Origin of the sequence: Streptomyces yerevanensis (assembly GCF_000716805.1) — a bacterium.
Classification (GTDB): Bacteria; Actinomycetota; Actinomycetes; order Streptomycetales; family Streptomycetaceae; genus Streptomyces; species Streptomyces flaveus.
This window is the reverse complement of sequence record NZ_JNWJ01000025.1, coordinates 175,801-200,254: the sequence shown is the minus strand read 5'-3', so window position 1 is coordinate 200,254 and position 24,454 is coordinate 175,801. Positions and strand designations below refer to the sequence as shown.

Genomic DNA, 24,454 nt, shown 5'->3' with positions numbered 1-24,454 from the left:
ACATAAGAATCCTGTGAAATCAAGCACAACCATTCACAGGCTTCCCAAGTCTCACTTGCGGAACCAACAGTCACACCGCGTCTCGTACGCGGCAGGCATCCACTCACTTTCGTACCGCGATGCTGCGGTACACCGGACTCACCGAGGTCTTGATGAAGCTTCGCCGTGCCCTGGCCGTTGCGGCCGCGACGGCTGTCATAGCCCCGCTCACGCTGCTGTCTGCGCCCGCCGCGTTCGCCACAGGCGATCCGAGCACGACGACCACCACGGAGCCGACGACGCCGACGAGCGAGCCGACGGACTCGACCACCGAACCGACGGATCCGCCCGCCGACGACATCCCCACGGACGAGCCGACCGACGACGAGACCGACCCCGCGAAGCCCACCGAGGAGCCCGACCCGAACGAGCCGCCGGTCGACGAGGAGGTCCCGTTCTGCGAGGAACTCGACGAGAACTTCGCCGACGCCAAGGTCTCCGCGGACCTCAAGGGCCTGCCCGGCAAGATCGTCGCGGGCAGCGGCTTCCACGGCTTCGAGCTGGTCGTCACCAACGACTCGAAGGCCGAGATCGACGGCGTCGCCTTCTACGCCGAGGTCGAGAACTTCGAGATCGACGAGTCCAAGTGGCTGAGCCCGTACGTCAACCTCCAGTTCAAGAACCCCGAGTCGGGCAAGTGGGAAACCATCCGGGACGAGTCCGGCTACGCCGGTGACTACTTCTTCTTCGTCGAGTCCCTGAAGCCGAAGGCCAGCGAGAAGGTCGACCTGCGCGTCAGCATCGATGCCAAGGCCCCGGCCGGTGACGCCTACTCCTTCGGCTCGGGCGCCTACCTCGACAACATCGAGGACCAGGACTGCATCGCCGAGGGCTGGGCCCAGTACGACTTCGAGGTCCTGAAGTCGGGCAGCAGCAACGAGAACCCGGGCACGGCCACGCCGAGCGACAAGAAGCCCAAGGACTCCGTGAAGAAGCCGCAGGGCGCCGTCGCCGAGCTGCCGACCGGCAACCTCGCCGAGACCGGTTCCAGCTCCGCCCTGCCGATGATCGGCCTCGCCGGCGGTGTCGCCCTCGTCGCCGGTGCGGGCGCGGTGTTCGTCGTGCGCCGCCGCAAGACCGGTGCCGACGCGTAACGCTCGGCACTGACGCGTAAGGCGTAACGCTTCACGCAAGAAGAGAAGGACCTGCACTCGGAGGGGGGCGCAGGTCCTTCTCTTCGTTTCCTGCCTGTCGTGCCTTCACGTCTTCGGCGGCACCGCCGGCATCCCCAGGAACGGCAGCCTCAGCGCGCCGAAGGCGTCCGCCGGGACGACGGGCGAGCGGGGTTCGACCGGCTTCAGGCGTTCGTACACGGCTCCCGGCGCCGGACGCGGATCCGCCTCGCCCTTGTTGGGCCAGTACGACATCGCGCGTTCGGCCTGGGCGGTGATGGTCAGCGACGGGTTGACGCCGAGGTTCGCGGAGACCGCGGCGCCGTCGACGACCGAGATGCCCGGGTGCCCGTACAGCCGGTGGTACGGGTCGATGACACCCTCGTCGGGCGAGGCGCCGATCGGGCAGCCGCCCAGGAAGTGGGCCGTCAGCGGCGTACCGATCAGCTCGCCCACATTGCTGCCCGCGAAGCCGTTGATCTCCGCGGCGATCGCCGAGGCCGCCTCCGAAGCCGCCCTGATCTGCTTGGGGTTGGGCGCTCCGTGCCCCTGACGAGCCGTCAACAGGCCCTTACCCGCGCCCTTCGGCTTCAGATACGTCGTCAGGGAGTTGTCGAGGGACTGCATGACGAGCCCGATGATCGTCCGCTCCGACCAGCGGCGGTTGGACAGCGAGCGGAGCACGAGCAGCGGATGCCGGGCCGCGTGGGACAGAAAGCCGAGGACCCTCGACGACCCTTCCGCGTACGGGACTTGGACGATGGACAGACCCCCCATCGAGTTCGAACCCTTGCCGTAACGGACCGGCTCGATATGAGTGTTCGCGTCGGGGTGGATCGAGGACGTGATCGCGACCCCGCGCGTGAAGTCGGCCTTCGCCTCGCCGGTGACCTTGCGATAGCGCCGGTCGACGGTCTGCGCGCCGACCAGGGCCTCGGAGTTGGTACGGGTCAGATCGCCCAGCCTGCCGGAGAGGTACGGGAGCTGGCCGCCCTCCTTCATCCGGTGCAGCAGGGTCTGCGTGCCGTACGTACCGGCCGCGAGGACGACCCGGCGGGCCCTGAAGACCCGTCCCTCGCCCTTGCGCTTCCGGTCGGTCGGGAGGGTGGCGACGGCGTACCCGCCCTGCGAGTCGTCGGTGACGGACACGACCGTCGTCATCGGGTGGACGACCGCGCCCGCCTTCTCGGCGAGGTGCAGGTAGTTCTCGACGAGGGAGTTCTTCGCGCCGTGCCGACAGCCGGTCATGCACTCCCCGCACTCGGTGCACGCCTTGCGGGCGGGGCCCACGCCGCCGAAGTACGGGTCGTCGACCTGCTGTCCGGGCCCGGCCTTCGCCCTCCCGTCGGCGTCTTCACCGTCACCGAAGAAGACGCCGACCGGCGCCAGATGGAAGGTGTCGCCCACGCCCATCCGCTCGGCCGCCGCCTTGAGGTGGACGTCGGACGGCGTCATCGTCGGGTTGAGCCGTACGCCGAGCATCCGCCGCGCCTGGTCGTAGTACGGCTTCAACTCCTCCTGCCAGTCGGTGATGTCCTTCCACTGCGGGTCCTCGAAGAAGGGCTTCGGCGGTACGTAGAGGGTGTTGGCATAGTTGAGTGAACCGCCGCCGACGCCCGCGCCCGCCAGCACCATGACATTGCCCAGGAGGTGGATGCGCTGGATGCCGTACATGCCGAGTTTCGGCGCCCAGAGGTAGTTCCTGAGGTCCCAGGAGTTCTTGGGCAGCGTGCCGGGTGTGAAGCGGCGGCCCGCCTCCAGCACCCCGACACGGTAGCCCTTTTCGGTCAGGCGCAGGGCTGTGACCGAGCCTCCGAAGCCTGAACCGACGACGATGACGTCATAGTCGTACGCCTCGTCGTCCCGCTCTTGGACAGAGTTCTCCTGTGACACGTGCTCTCCTCGTTGAGAACCATTCGAGAACCATTCGCGAACCGGTGACTCCTAGCGGAAGCGCAGCGCCTTCATCACCCGCAGGCTCCGGCTCATGAACTGCGCGTACTTCTCGTCGTCCATCCCGAACGACGGCGCCAGCGGCAGCAGCCGCTGGTGGGCGATCGTCTGCGCCTCGGTGTACTTGAGGATGCCCTCGGAGCCGTGGCGGCGGCCGAGACCGGAGTCCTTCATGCCGCCCATCGGCGACTGGAGGCTGCCGTACGCGGCCGCGTAGCCCTCGTTGATGTTGACCGTCCCGGTACGCAGCCGGGCGGCGATCCTGGCGCCGCGGCGGCCGTCCTTCGTCCAGACCGCCGCATTCAGGCCGTACGACGTGGAGTTGGCCTGCTCGATCGCCTCGTCCTCGTCCTTGAAGCGGTAGACGGAGACGACCGGGCCGAAGGTCTCCTCGTTGCAGACGGCCATCGGCGCCTCGACGCCGTCGAGGATGGTGGGCTCGAAGAAGTACGGGCCGATGTCCGGACGGGCCACACCACCGGCGACCAGCTTGGCGCCCTTGGCGACGGCCTCGTCGACATGCCGGGTGACGGCCTGGAGCTGGCGTTCACCGGCCAGCGAGCCCATCTCGGCGCCGTACGCGAGGGACGTGCCGAGCCGCATCGCCTTGGTGCGCGCCGCGAACCGCTCCACGAAGGTGTCGGCGACCGACTCGTGGACGTACAACCGCTCGATGGAGACGCACAGTTGGCCCGCGGAGGAGAAGCAGGCGCGCACCGCGCCGGCCGCCGCCTTGTCGATGTCGGCGTCCTCGAGGACCAGCATGGCGTTCTTGCCGCCGAGTTCGAGAGAGGCGCCGATCAGCCGGGCCGCGGCGCCCTTGGCGACCTCGCGGCCCGTGAGGGTCGAGCCGGTGAAGGAGACGTAGTCGGCGTGCCGGACGATCTCCGGGCCGATGACCGGGCCGTCGCCGATGACGACCTGGAACACCTCGATCGGCAGCCCCGCCTCGATCAGCAGGTCACGGGCCCACAGCGCCGTCAGGCAGGTCTCCGTGTCGGGCTTCATCACGACCGCGTTGCCCGCGACGAGGGCGGGCAGCGCGTCGCCGACCGACAGCTCCAGGGGGTAGTTCCAGGGCGCTATCTGCCCGACGACGCCGCGCGGCTGGCGCAGTTCGGTGACCTTGGTGAGGGTCGGCACGGCGCCGGTGTGCCGCTTGGGCCCGAGGTACGAGGAAGCCTTGCGGCCGTAGTGCCGGGCGGCCACCGCCACCGCCTGCACCTCTTCGTGCGCGTGGAGGCGGGCCTTGCCGGTCTCCAGCTGTACGAGGTCGAGGACTTCGGCCTGACGTTCCAGCACCAGGTCGTGGAAGCGGAGAAGTACGGCGGCACGCTGCCGCACGGGCACCTGCGCCCAGACGGACTGGGCCGCACGGGCCTGCTCGAAGGCCTTCCGTACGTCCTCGGGGCTGGACTCGGGCAGATCGGCCAGCTTCTCACCGGTGAACGGCGTGTGGTTGGCGGTACGCCCCGACCCCGCCACGCCCTTCGTGAGCTGAGCGACCAGCTCCGGCGTGACCACGTCGGCGGCTGTGCGGGCGCCCTCGGGGGCGGGGGCGAGGGGGTTCGTGCCGGTCTTTGCCGGGGCCTGCGTGTCCGTCATGCGGGGCAGCGTATTCCTGGGCGAGAACTTTTGGTACCCGGTGGTAACCGACTTCACGGGGTGCACACATCGCGCCAGTGGGCGCTGGCAGTAAACGTCCTGATCAGCGCGTTGCGTAGTCGTCGACGTAGCCCGGTGCTGCGAGGGGCGGCGGGTTTCGGCCGCCCCTCGTTACCCTCAGCCCTGCACGCCCTCGCCTGCCCCGTCCTCCTGCGTGCCGACCGTGAACCCCGAGGTGTCGAGGTCGAAGTCGAAGGGCGGAGGAACATGCAGGGACGCACCAAAGGGGACCGTCGTCTGCGACCGGTAGCCCTTCGGTGACGGATCCCAGAACGCCGTGATCTCGCCCACCTGCATGTCGAGCACCAGGCACACGGGAACGACGCGTCCGTACGTGTCCAGCTTGTCGAGCCAGTCGGCGTCCTTGGTCGACGCGGAGGTCAGCTCGGCGACGAGGGAGAGTGCCGCACCGTCGGCGTGACGGCCTTCGGCGTCGAAGGCGTATTCGTCGGCGACATGCAGGTCGGGGCCGAAACCGCGCTCGGAACCGGGAAAAGTGAAGAGGAACGGCGCCACATCAACGTCGTGCCCCTCCGGCGCATGGGGCTCGAGCTGGAGTCGCAGCGACTTCATCACCTTCTTGTAGCGCAGCTTCGACCACGGCGACACGACGATCTTCCCCCGGATGAGTTCGGCCTTGTAGCCCTCAGGTGTGTCCAGTTCCTCGACGATCCGGAGCATGTCCTCGAAGGCTCCGGTCGGAGGAGTCTCTATGGCCGCAGGGCGCTCGGTCATGATGGTCACCGCGGTCCTCCGTTGACTACAGAGCGTGTCACTCGCCCCACGATAGCGCCGGAGAGGCCCTGCTGCCCTCCGTCCACCGCCGTCACGCTGCGGCAACGCCATCGCCGGCCTGCGGCCCGATCTCGCACCACAACAGCTTCCCGCCGCACCCGAAGGGGTCGGCCGCGAGCGGGAACCCACCCCACGTGTCGGCGTAGTGGCATACGAGGAACAGTCCGCGTCCACCGTCGGCATCAGCCCGGACGGGTCGCAGCGGCCCTGGCTTCTGGTCGAAGGGCGGGGGGATGTGCGGGTTGGTGTCCCAGACGCTCATGCGAAGGCGGGCGTCGGCGAGGCCGCGGAGCCGGAGGGTCGCGGGGCCGGTGGAGTACCGGTAGGCGTTGGTGACGAGTTCCGAGGTCAACAGCTCGGCGGTGTCGATGAGTTGCGTCAGTCCATGCCCGGAGAGGACGGCTCGCAGGGTAACGCGGGCGATGCGCGGGGCGAGTCGGTTGTGGGGCAACTGGAGGGCGTACGCCCAAGATGCGGACGCTTCGGACTTCGGCGGGGATACGGTGACCATGAACGCCTCCTGCGGTGGGGGAACTTGGGATCGCTCGATGACTCCGGCCGGGCGGTGGCTTGTCGCGTGCGTACGGGCAACGCGGTGCGCTTCCGGCTTACCGGCGGGGCCAGTTGAGCGGCTCGGGACTCACCGTAGACCGGGCCATGGACTACATTCCATGAATCACAGGGAATGTAGTCCCTGTTGCCTTCGTGTGGGTGACCCACGCGCCATACGTACGAACGGGAAGTCGCAGCTGATGCCGCAGCCAGCCCCCCTCCTCACCGCCCGGCGCCGGCGACTGGGCATCGAACTGCGGAGGCTGCGCGAGCGCGCGGGCCTGTCCGCCACACAGGCCGCGGAGCTACTGAGCGCCACACAGTCACGCGTGAGCAACATCGAGGCGGGGCGTTACGGCGTCAGCGGCGAGCGCGTGCGCACGCTTGCCCGTCACTACGACTGCACCGACGAGCCGCTGATCGACGCCCTCGCAGCGATGACCGGCGAGCGTCGACGCGGCTGGTGGGAGGAGTACCGCGACATCCTCTCGCCTCGCATGCTGGATCTCACCGAGGTTGAACACCACGCCACCGCCCTACGCGTGGCACACGTCATCAACATCCCCGGCCTGCTGCAGACCACGGATCACGCCCGGGCCCTGTTCAGCCACACCGTGCCCCCACTGAAGCCGCACGAGGTCGAGCACCGCGTGTCGCACCGCATCAAGCGCCAGGAGATCCTGCACCGCGAACAGCCCCCGCCGTACACGGCGATCATTCACGAAGCCGCTCTACGTATGCGCTTCGGGGACCGCAGCACGGTCAGGGCCCAGCTCGACCATCTCAACGAAGTGGGCGAACTCGACCACGTCACCATCGCCGTCATCCCGTTCGACAGCGGCCCGTTCCACACCTCCGGCCAGGGCGTCGACTATTTCCACGGCCCGGTCCGCCAGCTCGACACCGTCCAGCTCGACACCGACCACGGCGCCGAACTCATCGACTCCCCAGCCCAACTGGAGCGCTACCACCTGGTCCTGGACCGCATGGAGCAAGCCGCACTCCCCCAGGCCAAGTCCCGCGACTTCATCGCCCACCTCGCCCGAGATCTCTGAAGGAGCCCGCCGTGCCCGAACCTCGCTGGCAGAAGTCCACGTACAGCCAGGAGGCCTCCGCCTGCGTGTACGTGACCACCACCCCCATCGGAACGATCCTCCTCCGCGAAAGCGACACCCCGGAGACCATCCTCACCACCGGCCCACGCCAACTCCGCGCACTGATAGCCACGCTGCGGACCCCGTCGCCCCTTGGGTAGAGAGACGAGCCCAGATCACTGGCCCACCATCGACCTGCCGACCTTGAGGCGATCGCGGGCACCCTCGAACAACGAGGCGCCCCGTTTCTCGTCCTTCGTGCCCTTCGGCATGTCCACGCGTAGCTCGTAGTACTCGTTGGCGTCCGTAGTGATCAGCAGCTGCATGACCCGGTACTTCTCCTCCTTCACCTCGTACTCGGTGTCGAGGAGCCTCGCCTCGTAGCCATGGAACGTGGTGGGTTCGGACAGCGTTTTCGCGAAGTCGTCGGCGTAGGCGAGGGTGGCCTCATCCGCCCAGGCGTTCATGGGCGTGGGGACGGCTTCCTCGCGGGTCAGCCGGAGCTGGACGGTCTTGTCGCCGTAGATCACCGTGCGGGAGGGGTTGCGGCGGTCCGCACCGGAGTCGTTGCGGTCGACCAGCGGAGTGCCGGCCGGTACGGACAGGATGGCGTCCAGGGCCCGCTCCGTGTGGATGGTCCAGCCGTTCACGGTCGGGGACGAGGGGGAGGCGGAGGCCGAGGGGGTGGCGTCGCCACGGCTCTGCGCCTCCGCCCTCGGGTCACCGCCCCGGAAGGAGATCCCGAGCCATATGCCGCCGGTGAGAAGGACGGCACCGGCGACGCAGGCGGCGAGGAGACGAAGGCTGAGGCGCCGTCGGCGTACGGAGCGATGGTCGGGCTCCGTCGGGGACTGTGCGGGTGAGGCGGGCGGGGATCCGGCCGTCTCGGTTCTTGCCGTGTACGGCGACGGCAGTCCGGACCGTACCGTCTCGGTGTAGCCCGCGAACTCCGGTGTTGTGGAGGGGGGTTGGGGCTCTCGGGGGGTGTCGGTGACGACGGGGACGGTCCAGCCCTCGGCGACCGCCTCCAGCACCGCTGCGATCTTCGCGACGTCCGGTCGCTGCCCGGGGTCCTTGGCCAGCAGCTGGGTGATCAACGGGGCGAGGTCCCCGGCCTGCCGCGGCTGCGGCGGCTCGTCGGACAGGATCGCGGCGAGCGTGGACTCCACGGTCGTACGGCGGAAGGGGGACCAGCCCTCGACGGCGGCGTACAGCAGAACGCCCAGGGACCAGAGGTCGGAGGCGGCTCCGGCGCCCTGGCCCGACATGCGCTCGGGCGCGATGAACTCGAGCGAGCCGACGAACTCGCCGCTGGCGGTGAGGGATTCCTCGCCCTGGATGTGCGCGATGCCGAAGTCGGTGAGGACGACGCGGCCGTGCCCGCCGAGCAGGACGTTGGCGGGCTTCACGTCCCGGTGCACGATCCCGACGGAGTGCGCGGCGTGCAGCGCGCCGACGACCGCAAACCCGATGCGCGCGGTGTCGGCCGGCTTGAGGGGGCCGCGTCGCAGTACGTCGTCCAACGACTCGCCCCGGATCAACTCCATGACGATCCACGGCAGTCCGTCCTCGACGACCACGTCATGGATGGCGACGGCCGCGGGATGGTCGACCCGCGCGGCGGCCCGCGCCTCGCGGTAGAGGCGGTTGGCGGCGCGCTGGTGGGCATCGTCCTCGGGATCCCCGGGTAACCGCGGCTGCTTGACGGCGACTTCGCGCCCCACCAGTTCGTCCCAGGCCCGCCATACGGTGCCCATGCCGCCAGAACCGATGCGCTCGGTCAACCGGTAGCGGCCACCGATCAGCCGACCCACGTCAGTTGTCATGCACCATCAGTATCGTGTGGCCTCAGAGCTTGTCGATGTCGAGACTGGCGATGGCGGTCTTCGCGATCTCGCGGCCCTCGTCGGTGAAGTACCCCTTGGCCGGATAGTCGATCCAGAGCCGGTACATATCACCGTTCCCGGCCTTGTAGTAGAAGATCCTGGCCTCGCGCAGACGCGGGATCTGTGTGTCCGTGTTGGTGTAGACGACGGTGTTCTCGGCGGCCTTCTTCTCCTTGTACGTGGCCTCCTTCGGTTCACCCTTCGGAGCGGGGGTGTCGGCCATACCGGACCCGTACTCGCCGTCCTTGTACGTGGCCCAGTCGGCGAACGCCTTGGCCGAGGCCGAGTCGGGGATCTCACCGTTCGTGTCGTCGGCCTTCCGGTCGAGGTCCACGCTGATCCAGACACCGCCGCTCGGGTCGGAGAACGAGACCACGGTGCCGTCCGAGCCGTCGACGGGCTTGTCCCTCACGAAGTCGGCGGGCACGCCGACGCTCGCACGGAGCTTCGGCAGGTCCTGCTGCTTCCAGTCGTCCGGCAACGGCCCCGCGAACGGATTGCCCATCTGCAGGAACGCGGTGACCCCTGTCACCACGACGAGCCCCGCGGCGATCCCGATCCACCCCTTGCGGCCGATACGGACCGACTTGCCGCCGGGCGTCGCACGTTGGAGGACCTTGGTCTCCTGGGGCGGCTGGGCGGCCTGTTCCAGGAGCCGGCGGACCTGGGCGGCGTTCGGGCGGCGGGCCGGGTCCTTGTTCAGGAGGGCGTTGATGGCGTCGGCGAGGGGGCCCTTGGCCGCGTTCGCTGCGGCCGGCGTGGCGTTGAGGACGGACTGGAGGGTCGCGGGCGTGTTGGTGCGGCGGAACGGTGAGATGCCCTCCGTGGCCGCGTACAGGACGACGCCGAGCGACCACAGGTCGGAGGCGGGGCCCGGCCGCTGCCCCAACACCCGCTCGGGCGCGATGAATTCGGGTGAGCCGACGAAGCCGCCGGTGTCCGTCAGGTTCGTCTCGCCCTCGATCTGGGCGATGCCGAAGTCGGTGAGGACGACGCGGCCGTGCCCGCCGAGCAGGACGTTGTCGGGCTTGACGTCGCGGTGCAGGATGCCCGCGGCGTGCGCGGCCTCCAGCGCGCCGAGGACGTCGAGGCCGATCTTCGCCGCCTCGCGCACCCCGAGGGTGCCCTCCTGCAGCGCGGCGCCGAGCGAACGTCCCTGCACCAGCTCCATCACGATCCACGGCTGGCCGTCCACCACCGCCACATCATGGACATTCACGACAGCCGGGTGATCGAGCCGGGCCGCGGCGCGCGCCTCACGACGCATGCGCTCAAAGGCGTTGGAGCGTTCGCGTTCGGGAAGATGATCCGGTACGCGGGGCTCCTTGACGGCGACCTCACGGTCCACCGTCTCGTCCTTGGCCCGCCATACGGTGCCCATGCCGCCATGGCCGAGCTTGCTCAGCAGCCGGTAACGGCCGACGATCAGGCGTCCAACGCCAGGTTCCTGTTGCATCTGCTGCGTCTGCGGCACCTGCTGTTCGGGCACCACCCGAGTGGGCGCCGCGTACGGGTTGCCCGGGTACGGGACTCCGGCGGGCTGCGGTGCGCCGGGCGGCGGTCCGGGCACACTTGAGTGCGGCGGTTGCAGATCGAAACTGGTTGGCTCGTTCGACCCGTAAGGGGCTCCCCCGTTGCTGTTCATAAGAACCATCCATATCGCGCCAGATGGCGAGCTTCCACCCCTTATGCCTACCGGTCACACACCCGTGACGCACGACGTTCCTTATGTTCCCTTTACGGGATTCTGGGCGGCCGGTTACGGGATCCTGGGCGGCCGGTCCGGCGACGGAGTCGCGTCCACGGTGGACGTCGGCGAGCGCGTGACGGTCACCGTGGGCGTGGGGCTCGTCGGCGGACTCGTACCGGGGCTCGTTCGAGGCGCCGAGCTCGTGGGCGGCGGCGTACGGTCGTTGTCCCCGCCCCCTCTCATCAGCAACGCGGCGGCCGACACACCCGCCCCCGCCATCGCGGCGACCAGCGCGGCCGCGATCAGCGCCCTCCGGGCCGACAGCGGCAACGGCAACGGCCGCGCGGGCGAGGGGATTCGGGGCGGCGCGGTTACCGGCTGCCGTTCCGGTACGTCCCGCCGCGTCGGCGCGGGCCCTGGCGGCGCCGGTGGTGTACGGCCCGTATCGAGAAACGCCCGCAGCATCCGCTCCGCCTGAGCCGAACCGAGCCGCCGGTCGGGATCCCGCTCCAGAAGCCCTCGTACGACGGGAAGGATCGGCGCGGCCTCGTCCGGCGGATGGATCTCGGCGGAGACCACCGCGTGCAGAATGCCGCCCAACGAGTCGCGATGGAACGGCGATTCGCCGCTCAGCGCCGTGCACAGCAGTGCGCCGAGCGACCACAGGTCGGACTCGGGTCCTGTCCTGGCCCCGGACATGCGCTCGGGCGCGGTGTACTCGGGCGAGCCGACGAACGACCCGTTCTCGGTGAGCGTCGTCGCGCCCTCGACCCGGGCGATCCCGAAGTCGGTGAGCACGACGCGGCCTTCGTCGGAGACGAGGACGTTCGCGGGCTTGAGATCACGGTGCAGCACGCCCGCGCCATGCGCCCTGCGCAGCGCGCCGAGCAGGGCGATACCCATCCGCGCGGCCTCGGTGGCGTCGAGGGGCCCGTCGCTTGAGATCCGGTCGGCGAGCGAGCTGCCCTCGATCAACTCCATGACCATGTACGGGCGTTCGTCGTCCTCGACCACGTCGTGCACCACGATGATGTTCGGATGCTCGAGCTGCGCGACGGCCCGCGCCTCCCGCAGCGTGCGCTCACGTTGCGAGCGGGACTCCTCCGCCGGGAGCGACGGGTCCACGGAGAGCTCCTTGACCGCCACCTGCCGGCCGAGCAACAGGTCACTGGCCCGCCATACGACGCCCATGCCGCCCCGGCCGAGTCTGGATTCCAGTCGGTAACGACCCGCGATGACACGGAGGTTCTCCCTCTCGGTCCCCATGCGCCCCATCATGCCCCACAGGTGAGCGCCTGTTAGGGGCGCCGGAGGCCGGGTGGCCGAAGGACGACGGTGCGCTGGGGCCGACGGGGTGCGACGGGGGGTGACTCCAGCGGCAACGCTCGGGTGGGTTCGGGCTCAGCCCGCCGTGTCCGCACTGGGCCGCCAGCCCTGCAGCATGTGGTCGAACTGACGGCGCGTCTGCTCCCAGTCCGCCGCAGGCGCCGACATATAGATCGCATACTCGACGCCGTCACGGCTGAGATACATCTGCTCGACGGCCCGGCGCGGACCGGGGAACGCCCCGTCCTTCGGCATCGCCGTCCAGGTGAAATCCCACCGGGCGCCGGGGCAATCGCGGTACACGTTCTCCTCCAGGCTGACCTGCTGGTAGTCGCTCAGCCGCTGCAACTGCTGTTCCAGGTCGAGCAGGTGCTCGTACGGTGTGGGGAAGTCCGGCTGGTCGTCGACGGCGATACGGAGGAAGCTCTTGCCACCGTCGGGCGTGTAGTCGACCTGGAACTGGTCCACCTCCTTCCGCTGCCACGCCTTGCTGGGCAGGGCGAGGCTGAACCCCCTGGGGTCGTCGACCCGCACCCAGCTGTCCGGGACGCCGCCCGACGGCGTCTCCTTCCCCTCCTCCGGCGAGGGCGTTGGCGACGTTGCGGAGGAGGAGGGCGAGGACGAGGACGAGGGCGATGCGCCTGGCTGCTGCCCCCACTCGCCCGCGTACTTCATCGCCGCGGCACCTCCTCCGCCGACGAGCGCGGCGATGACCACCACGAGGGCGATCGTGCGGCCACGGCGACGGCCTCGCGGGCCGGCCGCCGGACCGAACGGCGGCTGGTTCGGCGGGGCGTGGTGCGGCGAGACGGGGGGCGTCGGATGGTGCGCCTGGTGGTTCGGGACGTGGTTCGCCGGGTGATCCAAGGTGGCGGCAGCCGGATCGGGCGCCGGTCCGCCATGGGAGCCGTAAGTACCGCTGATGGTCGGGGCGTTCGGCAGGTCCACCGTCGGTACATGGGCCTCGGCCTCGTTCGGCCCGCGCCCCTCCGCGACCTCGGCGAGCATCTGCTCGGCCTGAGCCGCATCGGGCCGATCGGCCGGATCCTTCTGCAGCAGCGCCGCGATCACGGGCGCGAGCGGGCCCGCATGCTCCGGCTCGCCCGGCTCCTCTTCGACCACCGCCTGCATGGTGGTCAGCGGCGTGGTCCGCCGGAACGGCGACCTGCCGTCGACCGCCGTATAAAGCGTGGCGCCGAGCGCCCACAGGTCGGAGGCGGGGCCGGGGTCATGGCCGCGGATGCGCTCGGGCGGAAGATAGTCGACCGAGCCGACGACCTCGCCGGTCCGCGTGATCGTCGTGTCTCCCTCGACCTGGGCGATCCCGAAGTCGGTGAGCAGGACACGGCCGTCCCGGGACAGGAGTACGTTGCCGGGCTTGATGTCACGATGCAGTACGCCCGCCGAGTGCGCGGCCCGCAGCGCACGCAGCACCCACAGCCCGATCCGTGCCGCCTCCCGGGGCTCGACGCGCCCCGAGTCCTTGACCGCGTCGGCGAGCGAGTGGCCCTCGACCAACTCCATCACGATCCACGGCCGACCGTCGTGCTCCAGCACGTCGTGCACGGTGACGACGGCCGAGTGGTTGATCCGCGCGGCAGCGCGCGCCTCGGCCCGGGTACGGGCGAGCAGTACGGCCTGATCGCTCTCGGACACGTACAGCGCGGCCGTCAGCTCCTTGATCGCGACGGCGCGGTGCAACACCTCGTCATGCGCGCGCCACACCCGGCCCATTCCGCCGCTCCCGATGGAGTCGACGAGCCGGTAACGGTCCGAGAGGAGCAGGCCCTGCATCTGATTCACGTTTTCACGTTTCCCCGCATAGTCCTTGACAGGTTCAGATTAGGGACCGGCCATCGAACAAGGGAACCGGCGGGGACACTCGGTACTGCACTGTGACGATCGTGCCCTGTGGGTGAGCAAGGGACTACAGGAGCTGCGGGAACAGCGGGTCCGGCGGGGTCGATCGGTGAAGCAGTCGGTGGGGCGATCCGGCCGTCGATCGGTGACCTGGCAGATGCGTCAACCGGTGATCTGATAGGTGGCCGACGCCTGCTCGTACAGCCGCGACACCTCGTCCCGCTCCGCCTCCGGACCGCGCAGCTGCACCACGTGGTAACGGCCATCGACGAGGATCGCCAGATTGCGTACGTAGATCTCGCGTCCCTCGGCGTTCTGCCAGGTGAACTGGCCCTCGGCCATGGTCCGTCCGCCCACGTCGATCCGCCGCATCCCGCTGGACGTGGCCCAGGTCGAGTCGCGGAACGGCTGCAACTCCCGCTCCTCCTCCCGCTGGTACGTCATCGGATCGTCGCCGTATTCACTGGCGGTGTCGCGCCCGGGCACGATCAGCAGCTCGAAGTTGCCCTGGGAGTAGACGACTTGCCCGTTGCCGTTCTTGGGCGTGCGGTCCCAGCCGTTGGCGACCGCGACACTGAAGCCCTCGGAGTCCTTACGCAGGGTGAAGCCCTGCGGGAGGTCGGGACCGGTGGTCTGGGTGCTGGAACTGGACGACTGGCTGGGGCTGTTCTCCCTGCTGGGCGTCCCGCTCGGCGTGTTGTCGGGCTGCGGATCCGTGCCCGCGTTCCCGTCCGTGCCGGGGTTCGGGTCGGTGTCGGACGAGTGCTCGGGGGCGGGGGCGACGTCTCCGGCGGCTCCGGTCTGCGCACCGCCGTTCGCATCCGGCCCCGCCTTGGGCATGAAGACCACGGCGTACGCCACGGCCGCGGCCAGCGCCAGCAGGATCAGCACCAGCAGGGTGCGGCCGAGACGGCGGGGCTTCGGCGCCTTCTCCTGCCGCTTGTGGCGGGCATGCCGGTCGGGCAAGCCGGCACGACGCTTGCGGACGAGCTCGCCCCGGCGGCGTACGACGGGCAGGCGCCTGGCGTCCACCGGCGGCGCCGCCACGATATGCGTCCCCGCCTCCGGCTCGGGCGCCGACCGTACGAGCGAACGCAGCCAGCCGCGCAGTTCCTCGAAGTCCAGCCGCTCGGTGGGGTCCTGACGCAACAGCGACTCCACGACCGGCCTCAGCGGCCCGCACTCCTCCGCGAAGGCGGGCGGCTCCGCACACACCAGCTGCACGAGCTCGGCGGTGTTCTCCTCCGGATACGGCGCATGCCCCTGCACGGCCCGGAAGAGCAGCGCGCCCAGCGCCCACAGGTCGGTCGCGGGCCCGATCGGCGCCGCCAGCTGCCAGTTCTCGTGCACCGGCCCGGCCTGCTCGGGCGCCCACCGCTCGGTGACCGGTCCCACGACCGCCATACGGGCCTGGCGGGCGCGCTCGGCGGCGAGGGCGGTGGTGGGGCCTCGGTGGGGGGTGCGTTCGGGGACGAGGTGGGTCCAGCGGGTGGGCCCGGAGGAGGTGTGGTGGTCGGGAGCGTGGGGGTCGTTGGTGTGGTGGTCGGAGGGCTGGGTGGGTACGCCGCTTGACTCGGGGCCGACTCCGTTTCCCGGTACGTCGGTTCCTGTGCCCGATGCGCCCATTCCGTTGCCCGGTATGCCCGTTCCGGCTCCGTTCGCGTTGCCGGGGAGCGCGGGGGCGCCGGCGCGCGGTACGGCGCCGTGCCAGGGGTTCGACCGGCCCACTCCGTACGGGTCGGCGATCTGGCCGGGCGGTGGAGTGTGCTCCGTGCCGTACGCGGAGGTCTGCCCGGCCTGGGCGTCCCCCTCGGCGGGGCGGGGCCGCGGGGCGGGCAACGCCGCGTGCTGTCCGTGCTGTCCGTCCCGCTGCTCCTCGTGCACACGCGCCGCGGCCCGCGCACCGGCGCGATAGGCCGCGATGGCTCCGGCCCGGGCCGCCCGCACGTCGTTGCTCGGCTCCAACTCCCGCCGCCCCGCGACCGGCGGCTGCGCCATGGGCGCCACGGCTCCATTGCCGCCGGGCGCCGCCTCTACGGCGGACCGGTCGTCACCGGGGGCACGCGTACTGGGCACAGGGGGCGCGCCGTAGTGGCCTGGGCCACCCGCCTGACCGGGCTGACCGTAAGGCCCCGGCGAACCCGCCGGGCCGACGGCCGTTCCGGAAGCGGAACCGGAATCGGCCCCCTCGGGGCCCTCGCCTCCGTCACCCTCCGCAACCGGCACCGGGTCGTACCCGCACAGCGCCTCCTCGGCCGCCCCGGCCGCGAGCCCCGTGAGCATCACCCGGCCGTCGTCGCAGACCAGCACCGTACGCACGGTGATGTTCCGGTGGACCCAGCCGTGCGCATGCAGCACCCGCAACGCGGTCAGCACGTCGGCGGCGACCTCGGCGGCCCGGTACGGACTCAGCGGGCGCTCCGCGAGCAGCGCCGCGAGCGGCCGGGCGGGCACCAACTCGCTCACTATCCACAGCGACCCGCCCTCGGCGAACACGTCGAAGACCTGGTCGAGCCGGGGATGGTCGGGTATCTGCGCCGCCGCCTGCGCGGCCTCGATCGCCCGGCGCACGGCGGGCTCGGTGGGTCGCCGCGTGGGCCGCGCGGCCGACCGCCGCGCCCCGCCGTCCCGCGCCACGAATCCGTCGGGCAGGCCGTCGGCGTCGATCACCTCCGCCTCGACGACCTCGGGCAACGGCACCTGCCTGACCAGCACTTCCTGCCCGCTGTAGGTGTCGAAGGCCCGGCTCTCGGCGAGTTCGTACTCGTCCGAGGGCGGCAGCGGCAGGCGGTAGCGGTCGGCGAGTACCCGTCCCGCATAGTCGTCCACGATGCCTCCCCCGGGCGCCCGGTCGGTCAAATCCGTTCGTCATGCGTCCCGTTGTGGCCGCATATCCGGCTGCGTACGGTCCGCAACCACTCACGATACGTGCCGGAGGCAACCCGCAGTGAGGGGATGCGAGATCTCAAGACTCCCGTATCCCTCTTGTATCCCTCAGGACTTCGGTTCGAACGTCCGCGTGAATGTCTGCCAGGTGTCCCTGCGGAGATCGCTGCCCCACGCCGAGTCCTTCGCGGTGTACATCAGCGCGTGGCCGAGCTGGTCGTTGACCACGAATCCGCGGTCGATCGAGCGGTACTTGGTCCCGCCTTCCGTGAACGTGAACTCCCAGTCGGCCGTGTTCCAGTTGCGATAGCCGACCTTCTCGATGCGGATCCGCTGGTACTGCGATCGCTGCATGAACCGCTCTTGGTTCTTCCAGTCCGCCACGGGGTCGTCCTTGGGCGTGGACGTCCAGGCGACCAGCAGCTCCTGCCCGTCGGGACCGGCGAACCTGTCCCCGCTCGCGCTCGTGGACTGGTACTTCCACCCCTTCGGCAGCCCGATCGAGTACCCCTGGCTCCCCTTGTGCGTCGACGCGGCGATGTCCTTCGAATCCCCGCCGCCGCCTTCGTTCGCCCCACCCGACGCACTCGGGCTCGGGCTCGGCGTACTGCCCGTGGCCGGGCCTCCGGTGGCTCCGGCAGCGGACTCCGGCTTTTCGCTGCCGTCCTTGTCCGTACCGCTGTTCTCGTCCTGCTTGGTGCCGCTCCCGGCGTTCGCCCCGCTGGACGCGGACGTGTTGCCTCCGCTGTTGCCCTGGGCCCCGGCATCGTCATCGCTGTCCAGCACGACCGCGAGGATCGTGCCGAGTACGGCGAGCGCCACGGCCACCGCGACGATCGCCAACGTCCGCCGCGACACCACATCGCTGAGCGGAGCCCTGGGGGCGGTGGGCGGCGGCGTCCCGCCACCGACCTCCGAAGTCCCGCTCCCCGCAGGGGAGTTCGCTCCGCCGGAGCTCAGCCCGACGGCGACTTTTTCCTGCTCCTCCGCGGGTGCTTCGGCCTTCTCCTCGGCCTTCCGCCCGGTCTTCTCCTCGGCCTTCTCTCCGGCAGGCGTCTTCTCGCTCGAGGCTGCCGCGCCTTCCCCGGAGGAACCCTTGGAGTCGGCCTCGCCGGCGGAGTTGGCGGACTCGGCGGAGACCGCAGAGTCAGTGGCGCCCGCGGACTCAGTGGAGCCCTTGGACCCGGTGGAACCCGCGGGCTCAGTGGAGCCCTCGGAGTCGGTGGTGGAACCGTCGGGCTTCCCGCGCACCCCGGCCACCGCCGCCGAGGCCGCCCCCGCCGAAGCGGCAGCACTCTTCCGCACGGAACGAAACGCCCCGAGCAGCCGCTCGGCCGCCTCCTCACCCTTCTTGCTCGCCTTGCTCGTCCTGCTCCCGGAACCGCCCCCGGCCCCACCGCCCGAACTCCCCTTCTTCGAGGGGGCCTCCGGCACGTCCGGCAACGGCACGACCTTCGTCGTCTCCATCGGCTCCGGCTCGATCTCCTCGGGCTCAGGCGCGTGGATCACCTCGATGAGCATCGCCCGCGCGCCCGCCTCGTCGAGCCGCTGCTCGGGGTCCTTCACGAGCAGCCCGGAGATGACCTTCTCCAACGGCCCCGCGTTCGCCGGCTGTTCGAGCGGCTCCGTCATCACCGCGGTGAGCGTCGCGATGGCGGACCCCTTGTCGTACGGCGGCACACCCTCCACCGAGGCGTACAGCAGGCCGCCGAGCGACCAGAGGTCGGCCGCGGGCCCCGGCTTGTGGCCGCGCGCCCGCTCGGGCGAGATGTAGGAGGGGGCGCCGACGAGCATGCCGGTCGAGGTGATGGACGGGTCGCCCTCGACCTGCGCGATACCGAAGTCTGTGAGCACGACCCGGTCGTCCTCGGAGATCAGTACGTTCGACGGCTTCACGTCACGGTGCAGGATGCCCTCGCGGTGCGCCGCACGCAGCACGTCGAGGACGGCGAGCCCGACCTCGGCGGCACGCTTCGGCGTGAGCACGCCGTCCTCACGGATCGCCTCGGCTAGCGACTTGCCCTCGATGAGCTCCATCACGATCCACGGCCGGTTGTCCTCGTCGACCACGTCGTAGACCGTCACCGCGCCGTTGTTCCGGATCCGCGCGATCGCCTTGGCCTCACGCAGGGTGCGCGTGATCAGCCGCCGCTTCTCGTCCTCGTCGATGCTCGACGGGAACCGCAGTTCCTTGACGGCGACCGTCCGGCCCAGTGTCTCGTCCTTGGCTCTCCAGACGGTGCCCATGCCGCCGCGGCCGAGGACTTCTCCCAGCCGGTACCGACCGGCGAGGAGACGTTCACTCTTGTCCTGACGGGATGTCCCGTCCCGCTCCGGCTCCGACATGCGTCCCCTCATGCAACCCGCCCCGACAGAGCCTCCATTGTCCCTCACCCGGCGACCGCTCAGCGCCCAGGGGGGCCCACAAACGGAATGCGCCATACCCAACCCCGGTGAGGGCACGCTGCGTTACAACGGCACGATGTCCGGCGCCCCCAGTCGTGCCGCGTCGGCCGTCAGGTCGTCCGGCTGCCGCTGCGACTCCCGCTCGGCCTCCACCCGCTTCTCGTAGTGCTGCACCTCACGCTCGATCTGGTCCTTGTCCCAGCCGAGCACCGGCGCCATCAGCTCCGCGGCCTCCCGCGCGCTGCGTGTCCCGCGGTCGAACGTCTCTATCGATATGCGCGTACGCCGGGTCAGTACGTCGTCCAGGTGCCGCGCCCCCTCGTGCGAGGCGGCGTACACGATCTCGGCACGCAGATAGTCCTCGGCCGCCGGCAACGGCTCGCCCAGCGAGGCGTCCGCGGCGATCAGGTCGAGCACCTCCTCGGCAAGTACCCCGTACCGGTTCAACAGGTGCTCCACGCGCACCACATGGAGCCCGGTCCGCGCGGCGATGCGCGCCCGCGCGTTCCACAGCGCCCGGTATCCCTCGGCGCCGATCAGCGGGATGTCCTCGGTGACGCAGTCGGCGACGCGCTGGTCGAGGCCGTGCACCGCCTCGTCCACCGCGTCCTTGGCCATCACGCGGTACGTCGTGTACTTGCCGCCCGCCACGACCACGAGCCCCGGCACCGGATGTGCCACGGTGTGCTCGCGCGACAGTTTGCTGGTGGCGTCCGACTCCCCGGCCAGCAACGGCCGCAGCCCCGCATACACCCCCTGCACGTCGTCGCGTGAAAGCGGCACCGCCAGCACCGAGTTGACGTGCTCCAGGAGATAGTCGATGTCCGCGCTGGACGCCGCGGGATGCGCCTTGTCCAGGTCCCAGCCGGTGTCCGTCGTGCCCACGATCCAGTGGCGCCCCCACGGGATCACGAACAGCACGGATTTCTCGGTCCGCAGGATCAGCCCCGTCGTCGAGTTGATCCGGTCCTTCGGCACGACCAGATGGATGCCCTTGGACGCCCGTACGTGGAACTGCCCCCTCTCCCCCACCAGCGCCTGGGTGTCGTCCGTCCACACCCCCGTGGCGTTGACGACCTGCTTGGCGCGGATCTCGTACTCCCCGCCCGCTTCCACATCCTGCACCTTGGCACCGACAACCCGTTCGCCCTCGCGCAGGAAGCCGGTCACCCGCGCGCGGTTGGCCACCTTCGCGCCGTACGCCGCCGCCGTGCGTACCAGGGTCGCCACATAGCGGGCGTCGTCCATCTGCGCGTCGTAGTACTGCAATGCCCCGACCAGCGCATCCTTCTTCAGGCAGGGCGCCACACGCAGAGCGTTACGACGCGAGAGGTGACGGTGTACCGGCAGCCCGCGTCCATGGCCGCGCGCCATCGACATGCCGTCGTAGAGCGCGACACCCGATCCGGCGTACAGCCGCTCCCAGCCCTTGTTCTGCAGTGGATAGAGGAACGGCACGGGCTTGACGAGGTGCGGCGCCAGCCGCTCCAGCAGCAGTCCGCGTTCTTTCAGCGCCTCCCGTACGAGCGCGAAGTCGAGCATCTCCAGATAGCGCAGGCCGCCGTGGATCAGCTTGCTCGACCGGCTCGACGTGCCCGACGCCCAGTCACGCGCCTCGACCAGGCCGGTGGACAGTCCGCGCGTCACGGCGTCCAGCGCGGTGCCCGCGCCGACCACGCCGCCGCCCACGACCAGCAGATCCAGCTCGTGCTCGGCCATTGATGCGAGTGACTCGGCGCGCTCCGCCGGTCCCAGTGTCGCTGTCCTCACCGCTGCCTCCCGCTGTTCGTCGCGCTGGCCTCAGCTGTTCGGCGAGGCTCGGTCCGCATCCCCCATGCCCAAAGTCTGACGGCGTTGCCCGACTTCGGCCACCACCCACCGCCAGCCTGTGGACAACTCTCGGCGACTCGCAAGGAATCACAGCCGGGCAATACAGCAAATCGGTCATATTTATTCCTAGTCTGACATTGCGCTCGCCCGTTCTGTCCACAGGGCTTGCGCCGTTGTCCCGCTTCGGTTACTGGGAAGGACGGTTCACCGCCATGCCCGCAGATCTCGCCGTCATCGGCCTCGGCCAGCTCGGACTGCCCCTGGCCCAGGCCGCCGCCACCGCCGGCATCTCCACGCTCGGCTACCAGAGCGGCGACCCCGCGCCGCTGCCCGCCGCCGATCTGCGCCGGATGCTCTCGGGGGGCTTCCGGCCGGCCACCAACCCCGCCGAACTCGGCCGCGTACGCACCGCCGTCATCTGCTCACCGACCCCGCGCGGCACGGACGGCGGGCTCGACCTGACCCAGGTGTCCGCCGCCGCACACACCCTGGCCACATGGCTGCGTCCGCACACCACGGTGATCCTGGAATCACCCGTGTACCCGGGGACCACGGAGGAATTCCTGCGGCCCCTTCTGGAAGGGGGTTCCGGGCTGCGCGCGGGCCGCGACTTCCACCTCGCGTACTCACCCAGCCGTGTCGACCCGGGCAACCGCGACCACACCTCCGCCAACACCCCGAAGGTCATCGGCGGCCTCACCCCCGCCTGCACCGAGTCCGCCGCCGCCTTCTACGGCCGGCTCACCGACAAGGTGGTACGCGCGCGTGGACCACGCGAAGCGGAAACTGTGCAACTCCTGGAGACCAACTACCGTCACGTCAACATCGCCCTGGTCAACGAAATGGCCGTCCTCTGCCACGAGTTGGGCGTCGACCTGTGGGACGTCATCCGCTGCGCCGAGACCAAACCGTTCGGCTTCCAGGCCTTCCGCCCCGGCCCCGGAGTGGGCGGTCACGCCATCTCCCGGGACCTCGCGGGCCCCCGGACCCGAGCCCTGCGCATGGTCGAACTGGCCCAGCAGGTCAACGACCACATGCCCCAGTACGTCATCCAGCGCGCCACCACACTCCTCAACGAACACGGCAAGTCGGCCCGCGGCGCACGCGTACTGCTCCTCGGCGTGACGTACAAGCCCGACCACGCCGACCAACAGGGTTCCCCCGCCCGCGAGATCGCACTCCGACTGATGGAACTGGGCGCCGCCATCAGCTACGACGACCCGTACGTCCCGTCCTGGAGCGTCCTGGACCACCCGATCCCACGCGCGGACTCCCTCTACGAGGCCACCGCCGACGCCGACCTGACGATCCTGCTCCAGCACCACCGCACGTACGACCTCCAGGGGCTGTCGGTGAAGGCGCAGCTGCTGCTGGATACGCGGGGGGCTACGCCTGCGGGGGCGGCGCATCGGTTGTGAAGGGGGGCGCGTGCGGAGGGTTGTGCGTCTGGGGCTGGTGGCGGGCGGGGCGGGTACGCCGCTAGCGTGGGGACAGGTGGAGCCCACCGCAGAGGGTCAAGCAGTACTGCGGCGGCTCCTGGCTAGTGAACGGAGTGTCCGCCCCTAGTCCTCTTGGGGGCGGCCGCTCACCAACCGAAGATCCGCAAGATCCACCTCCTCCGGCACCGAGCCGCCCAACGACGGATCCGGTACCGTACAAAAAGGTGGAGCCCACCGCAGCGGCCACTGCAGCGGGCTCCTAGTCGGTTCACGGGTGTCCGCCCCTAGTTCATGTAGGGGCGGCCGCTCACCGGCCGTGAATCCACAAGATGCACCTCCTCCGGAACTTCACCATCCGAAGACAGATACGGTCCCAGCGGGTGGGCTTGCGGTGAAGACCCATGGGTGCGCCCCCTTCCATGACGCCGCCCATTGGCCCGGTGGACGGTCCATTGGAGCTCGGGCCGGGGTCCGGAAACGTTCTCCTTGGAAGGGGGCGCCCCAAAGAACTGGGTCGCCGAACACGGACACTATCGCCCCACTACGCCCATTCAGCCCACATTCGCCCCAAACGCAACCACGCGCCCTCTCTCGCAACTCGCGCCCCCACCAACCCACTTGGGCACAGAAAAGGGACCCGGTCGCCACACGGGCAACCGAGCCCCTCCCACCGCTCAAGCCGAGCGCAGCGTCACGTCACCTCTTGTGCTGCGAATCCGCCACCGTGACCTCAACCCGCTGGAACTCCTTCAGCTCGCTGTACCCGGTGGTCGCCATCGCCCGCCGCAGCGCCCCGAAGAAGTTCATGGAACCGTCGGGGGTGTGCGAGGGACCCGCGAGGATCTCCTCGATCGTGCCGACCGTGCCGAGGTCGACCTTCTTGCCGCGCGGCAGCTCTTCGTTGACGGCCTCCATGCCCCAGTGGTGGCCCTTGCCGGGTCCGTCCGTGGCGCGGGCCAGCGGGGAACCCATCATGACCGCGTCTGCGCCGCAGGCGATGGCCTTCGCGAGGTCTCCGGACCAGCCGACACCGCCGTCGGCGATGACGTGTACGTACCGGCCGCCGGACTCGTCCATGTAGTCCCGGCGGGCCGCCGCCACGTCCGCGACCGCCGTGGCCATCGGCACCTGGATGCCCAGGACGTTGCGCGTGGTGTGCGCGGCGCCGCCGCCGAAGCCGACCAGGACACCGGCCGCGCCCGTACGCATCAGGTGCAGCGCCGCCGTGTACGTGGCGCAGCCGCCGACGATGACGGGGACGTCCAACTCGTAGATGAACTGCTTCAGGTTCAGCGGCTCGGAGGCGCCCGACACATGCTCGGCCGACACCGTCGTACCGCGGATCACGAAGATGTCGACGCCCGCGTCCACGACGGCCTTGGAGAACTGGGCCGTGCGCTGCGGCGAGAGCGCGGCGGCCGTGACCACGCCCGAATCGCGCACCTCCTTGATGCGCTGCCCGATCAGCTCCTCCTTGATGGGAGCCGCGTAGATCTCCTGAAGGCGACGCGTCGCGTTGTCGACGTCCAGTTCGGCGATCTCGTCGAGGAGCGGCTGCGGGTCCTCGTGCCGCGTCCAGAGGCCTTCGAGGTTCAGTACGCCGAGGCCGCCCAGCTCGCCGATGCGGATCGCGGTGGCCGGAGAGACGACGGAGTCCATGGGGGCGGCCAGGAAGGGCAGCTCGAAGCGGTAGGCGTCGATCTGCCAGGCGATCGAGACCTCCTTCGGGTCTCGCGTACGGCGGCTGGGGACGACGGCGATGTCGTCGAAGGCGTATGCCCGGCGGCCGCGCTTGCCGCGCCCGATCTCGATCTCAGTCACGTTCTGTGGCCTTTCCCTCTTCGTTTCAGCGTCTTCCAGTATCCCCGACGCCTATGTCAAGGGCGGCCCCGAAGCTCCCGGGGCCGCCCTTGACCGTGCC

General features: G+C 70.0%; 16 protein-coding genes. 4 read left to right on the top strand and 12 right to left on the bottom strand.

Annotated features, from left to right (window positions below; genetic code table 11):
* Nucleotides 1-119 precede the first annotated feature (119 nt).
* Nucleotides 120-1,133, top strand: coding sequence for an LAETG motif-containing sortase-dependent surface protein (locus OP79_RS25740; protein WP_245685445.1), 1,014 nt, complete (start codon nucleotides 120-122; stop codon nucleotides 1,131-1,133).
* Nucleotides 1,134-1,238: 105 nt separating this feature from the next.
* On the opposite strand, the gene OP79_RS25735 is transcribed toward OP79_RS25740, so the two are convergent.
* From OP79_RS25735 to OP79_RS25720, 4 genes are all read right to left on the bottom strand, one after another.
* Complete coding sequence (locus tag OP79_RS25735) at nucleotides 1,239-3,044, bottom strand: GMC family oxidoreductase N-terminal domain-containing protein (RefSeq protein WP_051744917.1); 1,806 nt, start codon at nucleotides 3,042-3,044, stop codon at nucleotides 1,239-1,241.
* Between the two features lie 51 nt (nucleotides 3,045-3,095).
* Nucleotides 3,096-4,709 (bottom strand): succinic semialdehyde dehydrogenase, encoded by a 1,614-nt coding sequence (locus OP79_RS25730; RefSeq protein ID WP_033323259.1) that lies wholly within the window; start codon nucleotides 4,707-4,709, stop codon nucleotides 3,096-3,098.
* A gap of 177 nt (nucleotides 4,710-4,886) precedes the next feature.
* Nucleotides 4,887-5,504, bottom strand: a complete 618-nt coding sequence (locus OP79_RS25725; RefSeq protein ID WP_106972476.1) for a Uma2 family endonuclease — start codon at nucleotides 5,502-5,504, stop codon at nucleotides 4,887-4,889.
* A gap of 91 nt (nucleotides 5,505-5,595) precedes the next feature.
* Entirely contained in the window at nucleotides 5,596-6,075 is a 480-nt protein-coding gene (locus OP79_RS25720; RefSeq protein WP_033323256.1) for an ATP-binding protein, read from the bottom strand.
* A gap of 241 nt (nucleotides 6,076-6,316) precedes the next feature.
* On the opposite strand from OP79_RS25720, the gene OP79_RS25715 reads away from it, so the two are divergent.
* Nucleotides 6,317-7,171 (top strand): helix-turn-helix domain-containing protein, encoded by an 855-nt coding sequence (locus OP79_RS25715; RefSeq protein ID WP_033323302.1) that lies wholly within the window; start codon nucleotides 6,317-6,319, stop codon nucleotides 7,169-7,171.
* An 11-nt stretch (nucleotides 7,172-7,182) separates the two neighbouring features.
* On the top strand, nucleotides 7,183-7,371 hold the full coding sequence (locus OP79_RS25710; RefSeq protein WP_033323255.1) for a DUF397 domain-containing protein: 189 nt from the start codon (nucleotides 7,183-7,185) through the stop codon (nucleotides 7,369-7,371).
* Nucleotides 7,372-7,386: 15 nt separating this feature from the next.
* Here the strand turns inward: OP79_RS25710 and OP79_RS25705 are convergent, their stop codons facing one another.
* From OP79_RS25705 to OP79_RS25675, 7 genes are all read right to left on the bottom strand, one after another.
* Nucleotides 7,387-9,036 (bottom strand): serine/threonine-protein kinase, encoded by a 1,650-nt coding sequence (locus OP79_RS25705; RefSeq protein ID WP_033323254.1) that lies wholly within the window; start codon nucleotides 9,034-9,036, stop codon nucleotides 7,387-7,389.
* A gap of 22 nt (nucleotides 9,037-9,058) precedes the next feature.
* On the bottom strand, nucleotides 9,059-10,741 hold the full coding sequence (locus tag OP79_RS25700; protein ID WP_033323253.1) for a serine/threonine-protein kinase: 1,683 nt from the start codon (nucleotides 10,739-10,741) through the stop codon (nucleotides 9,059-9,061).
* A gap of 114 nt (nucleotides 10,742-10,855) precedes the next feature.
* On the bottom strand, nucleotides 10,856-12,052 hold the full coding sequence (locus OP79_RS25695; protein ID WP_033323252.1) for a serine/threonine-protein kinase: 1,197 nt from the start codon (nucleotides 12,050-12,052) through the stop codon (nucleotides 10,856-10,858).
* Nucleotides 12,053-12,187: 135 nt separating this feature from the next.
* Nucleotides 12,188-13,906 carry a serine/threonine-protein kinase gene (locus OP79_RS25690; protein ID WP_033323251.1) on the bottom strand — a complete coding sequence of 573 codons (1,719 nt, stop codon included), beginning with the start codon at nucleotides 13,904-13,906 and terminating at the stop codon, nucleotides 12,188-12,190.
* 228 nt (nucleotides 13,907-14,134) lie between these two features.
* A complete protein-coding gene (locus OP79_RS25685; protein WP_033323301.1) occupies nucleotides 14,135-16,801 on the bottom strand; it encodes a protein kinase in 2,667 nt (888 codons plus the stop codon).
* A 165-nt stretch (nucleotides 16,802-16,966) separates the two neighbouring features.
* Nucleotides 16,967-19,204, bottom strand: a complete 2,238-nt coding sequence (locus OP79_RS25680) for a serine/threonine-protein kinase (RefSeq protein WP_033323250.1) — start codon at nucleotides 19,202-19,204, stop codon at nucleotides 16,967-16,969.
* A gap of 123 nt (nucleotides 19,205-19,327) precedes the next feature.
* Nucleotides 19,328-21,034 (bottom strand): glycerol-3-phosphate dehydrogenase/oxidase, encoded by a 1,707-nt coding sequence (locus tag OP79_RS25675; protein WP_033323249.1) that lies wholly within the window; start codon nucleotides 21,032-21,034, stop codon nucleotides 19,328-19,330.
* A gap of 272 nt (nucleotides 21,035-21,306) precedes the next feature.
* On the opposite strand from OP79_RS25675, the gene OP79_RS25670 reads away from it, so the two are divergent.
* Complete coding sequence (locus OP79_RS25670) at nucleotides 21,307-22,512, top strand: nucleotide sugar dehydrogenase (protein ID WP_033323248.1); 1,206 nt, start codon at nucleotides 21,307-21,309, stop codon at nucleotides 22,510-22,512.
* A 717-nt stretch (nucleotides 22,513-23,229) separates the two neighbouring features.
* Here the strand turns inward: OP79_RS25670 and OP79_RS25665 are convergent.
* Nucleotides 23,230-24,354 (bottom strand): GuaB3 family IMP dehydrogenase-related protein, encoded by a 1,125-nt coding sequence (locus OP79_RS25665; protein ID WP_033323247.1) that lies wholly within the window; start codon nucleotides 24,352-24,354, stop codon nucleotides 23,230-23,232.
* Nucleotides 24,355-24,454 lie beyond the last annotated feature (100 nt).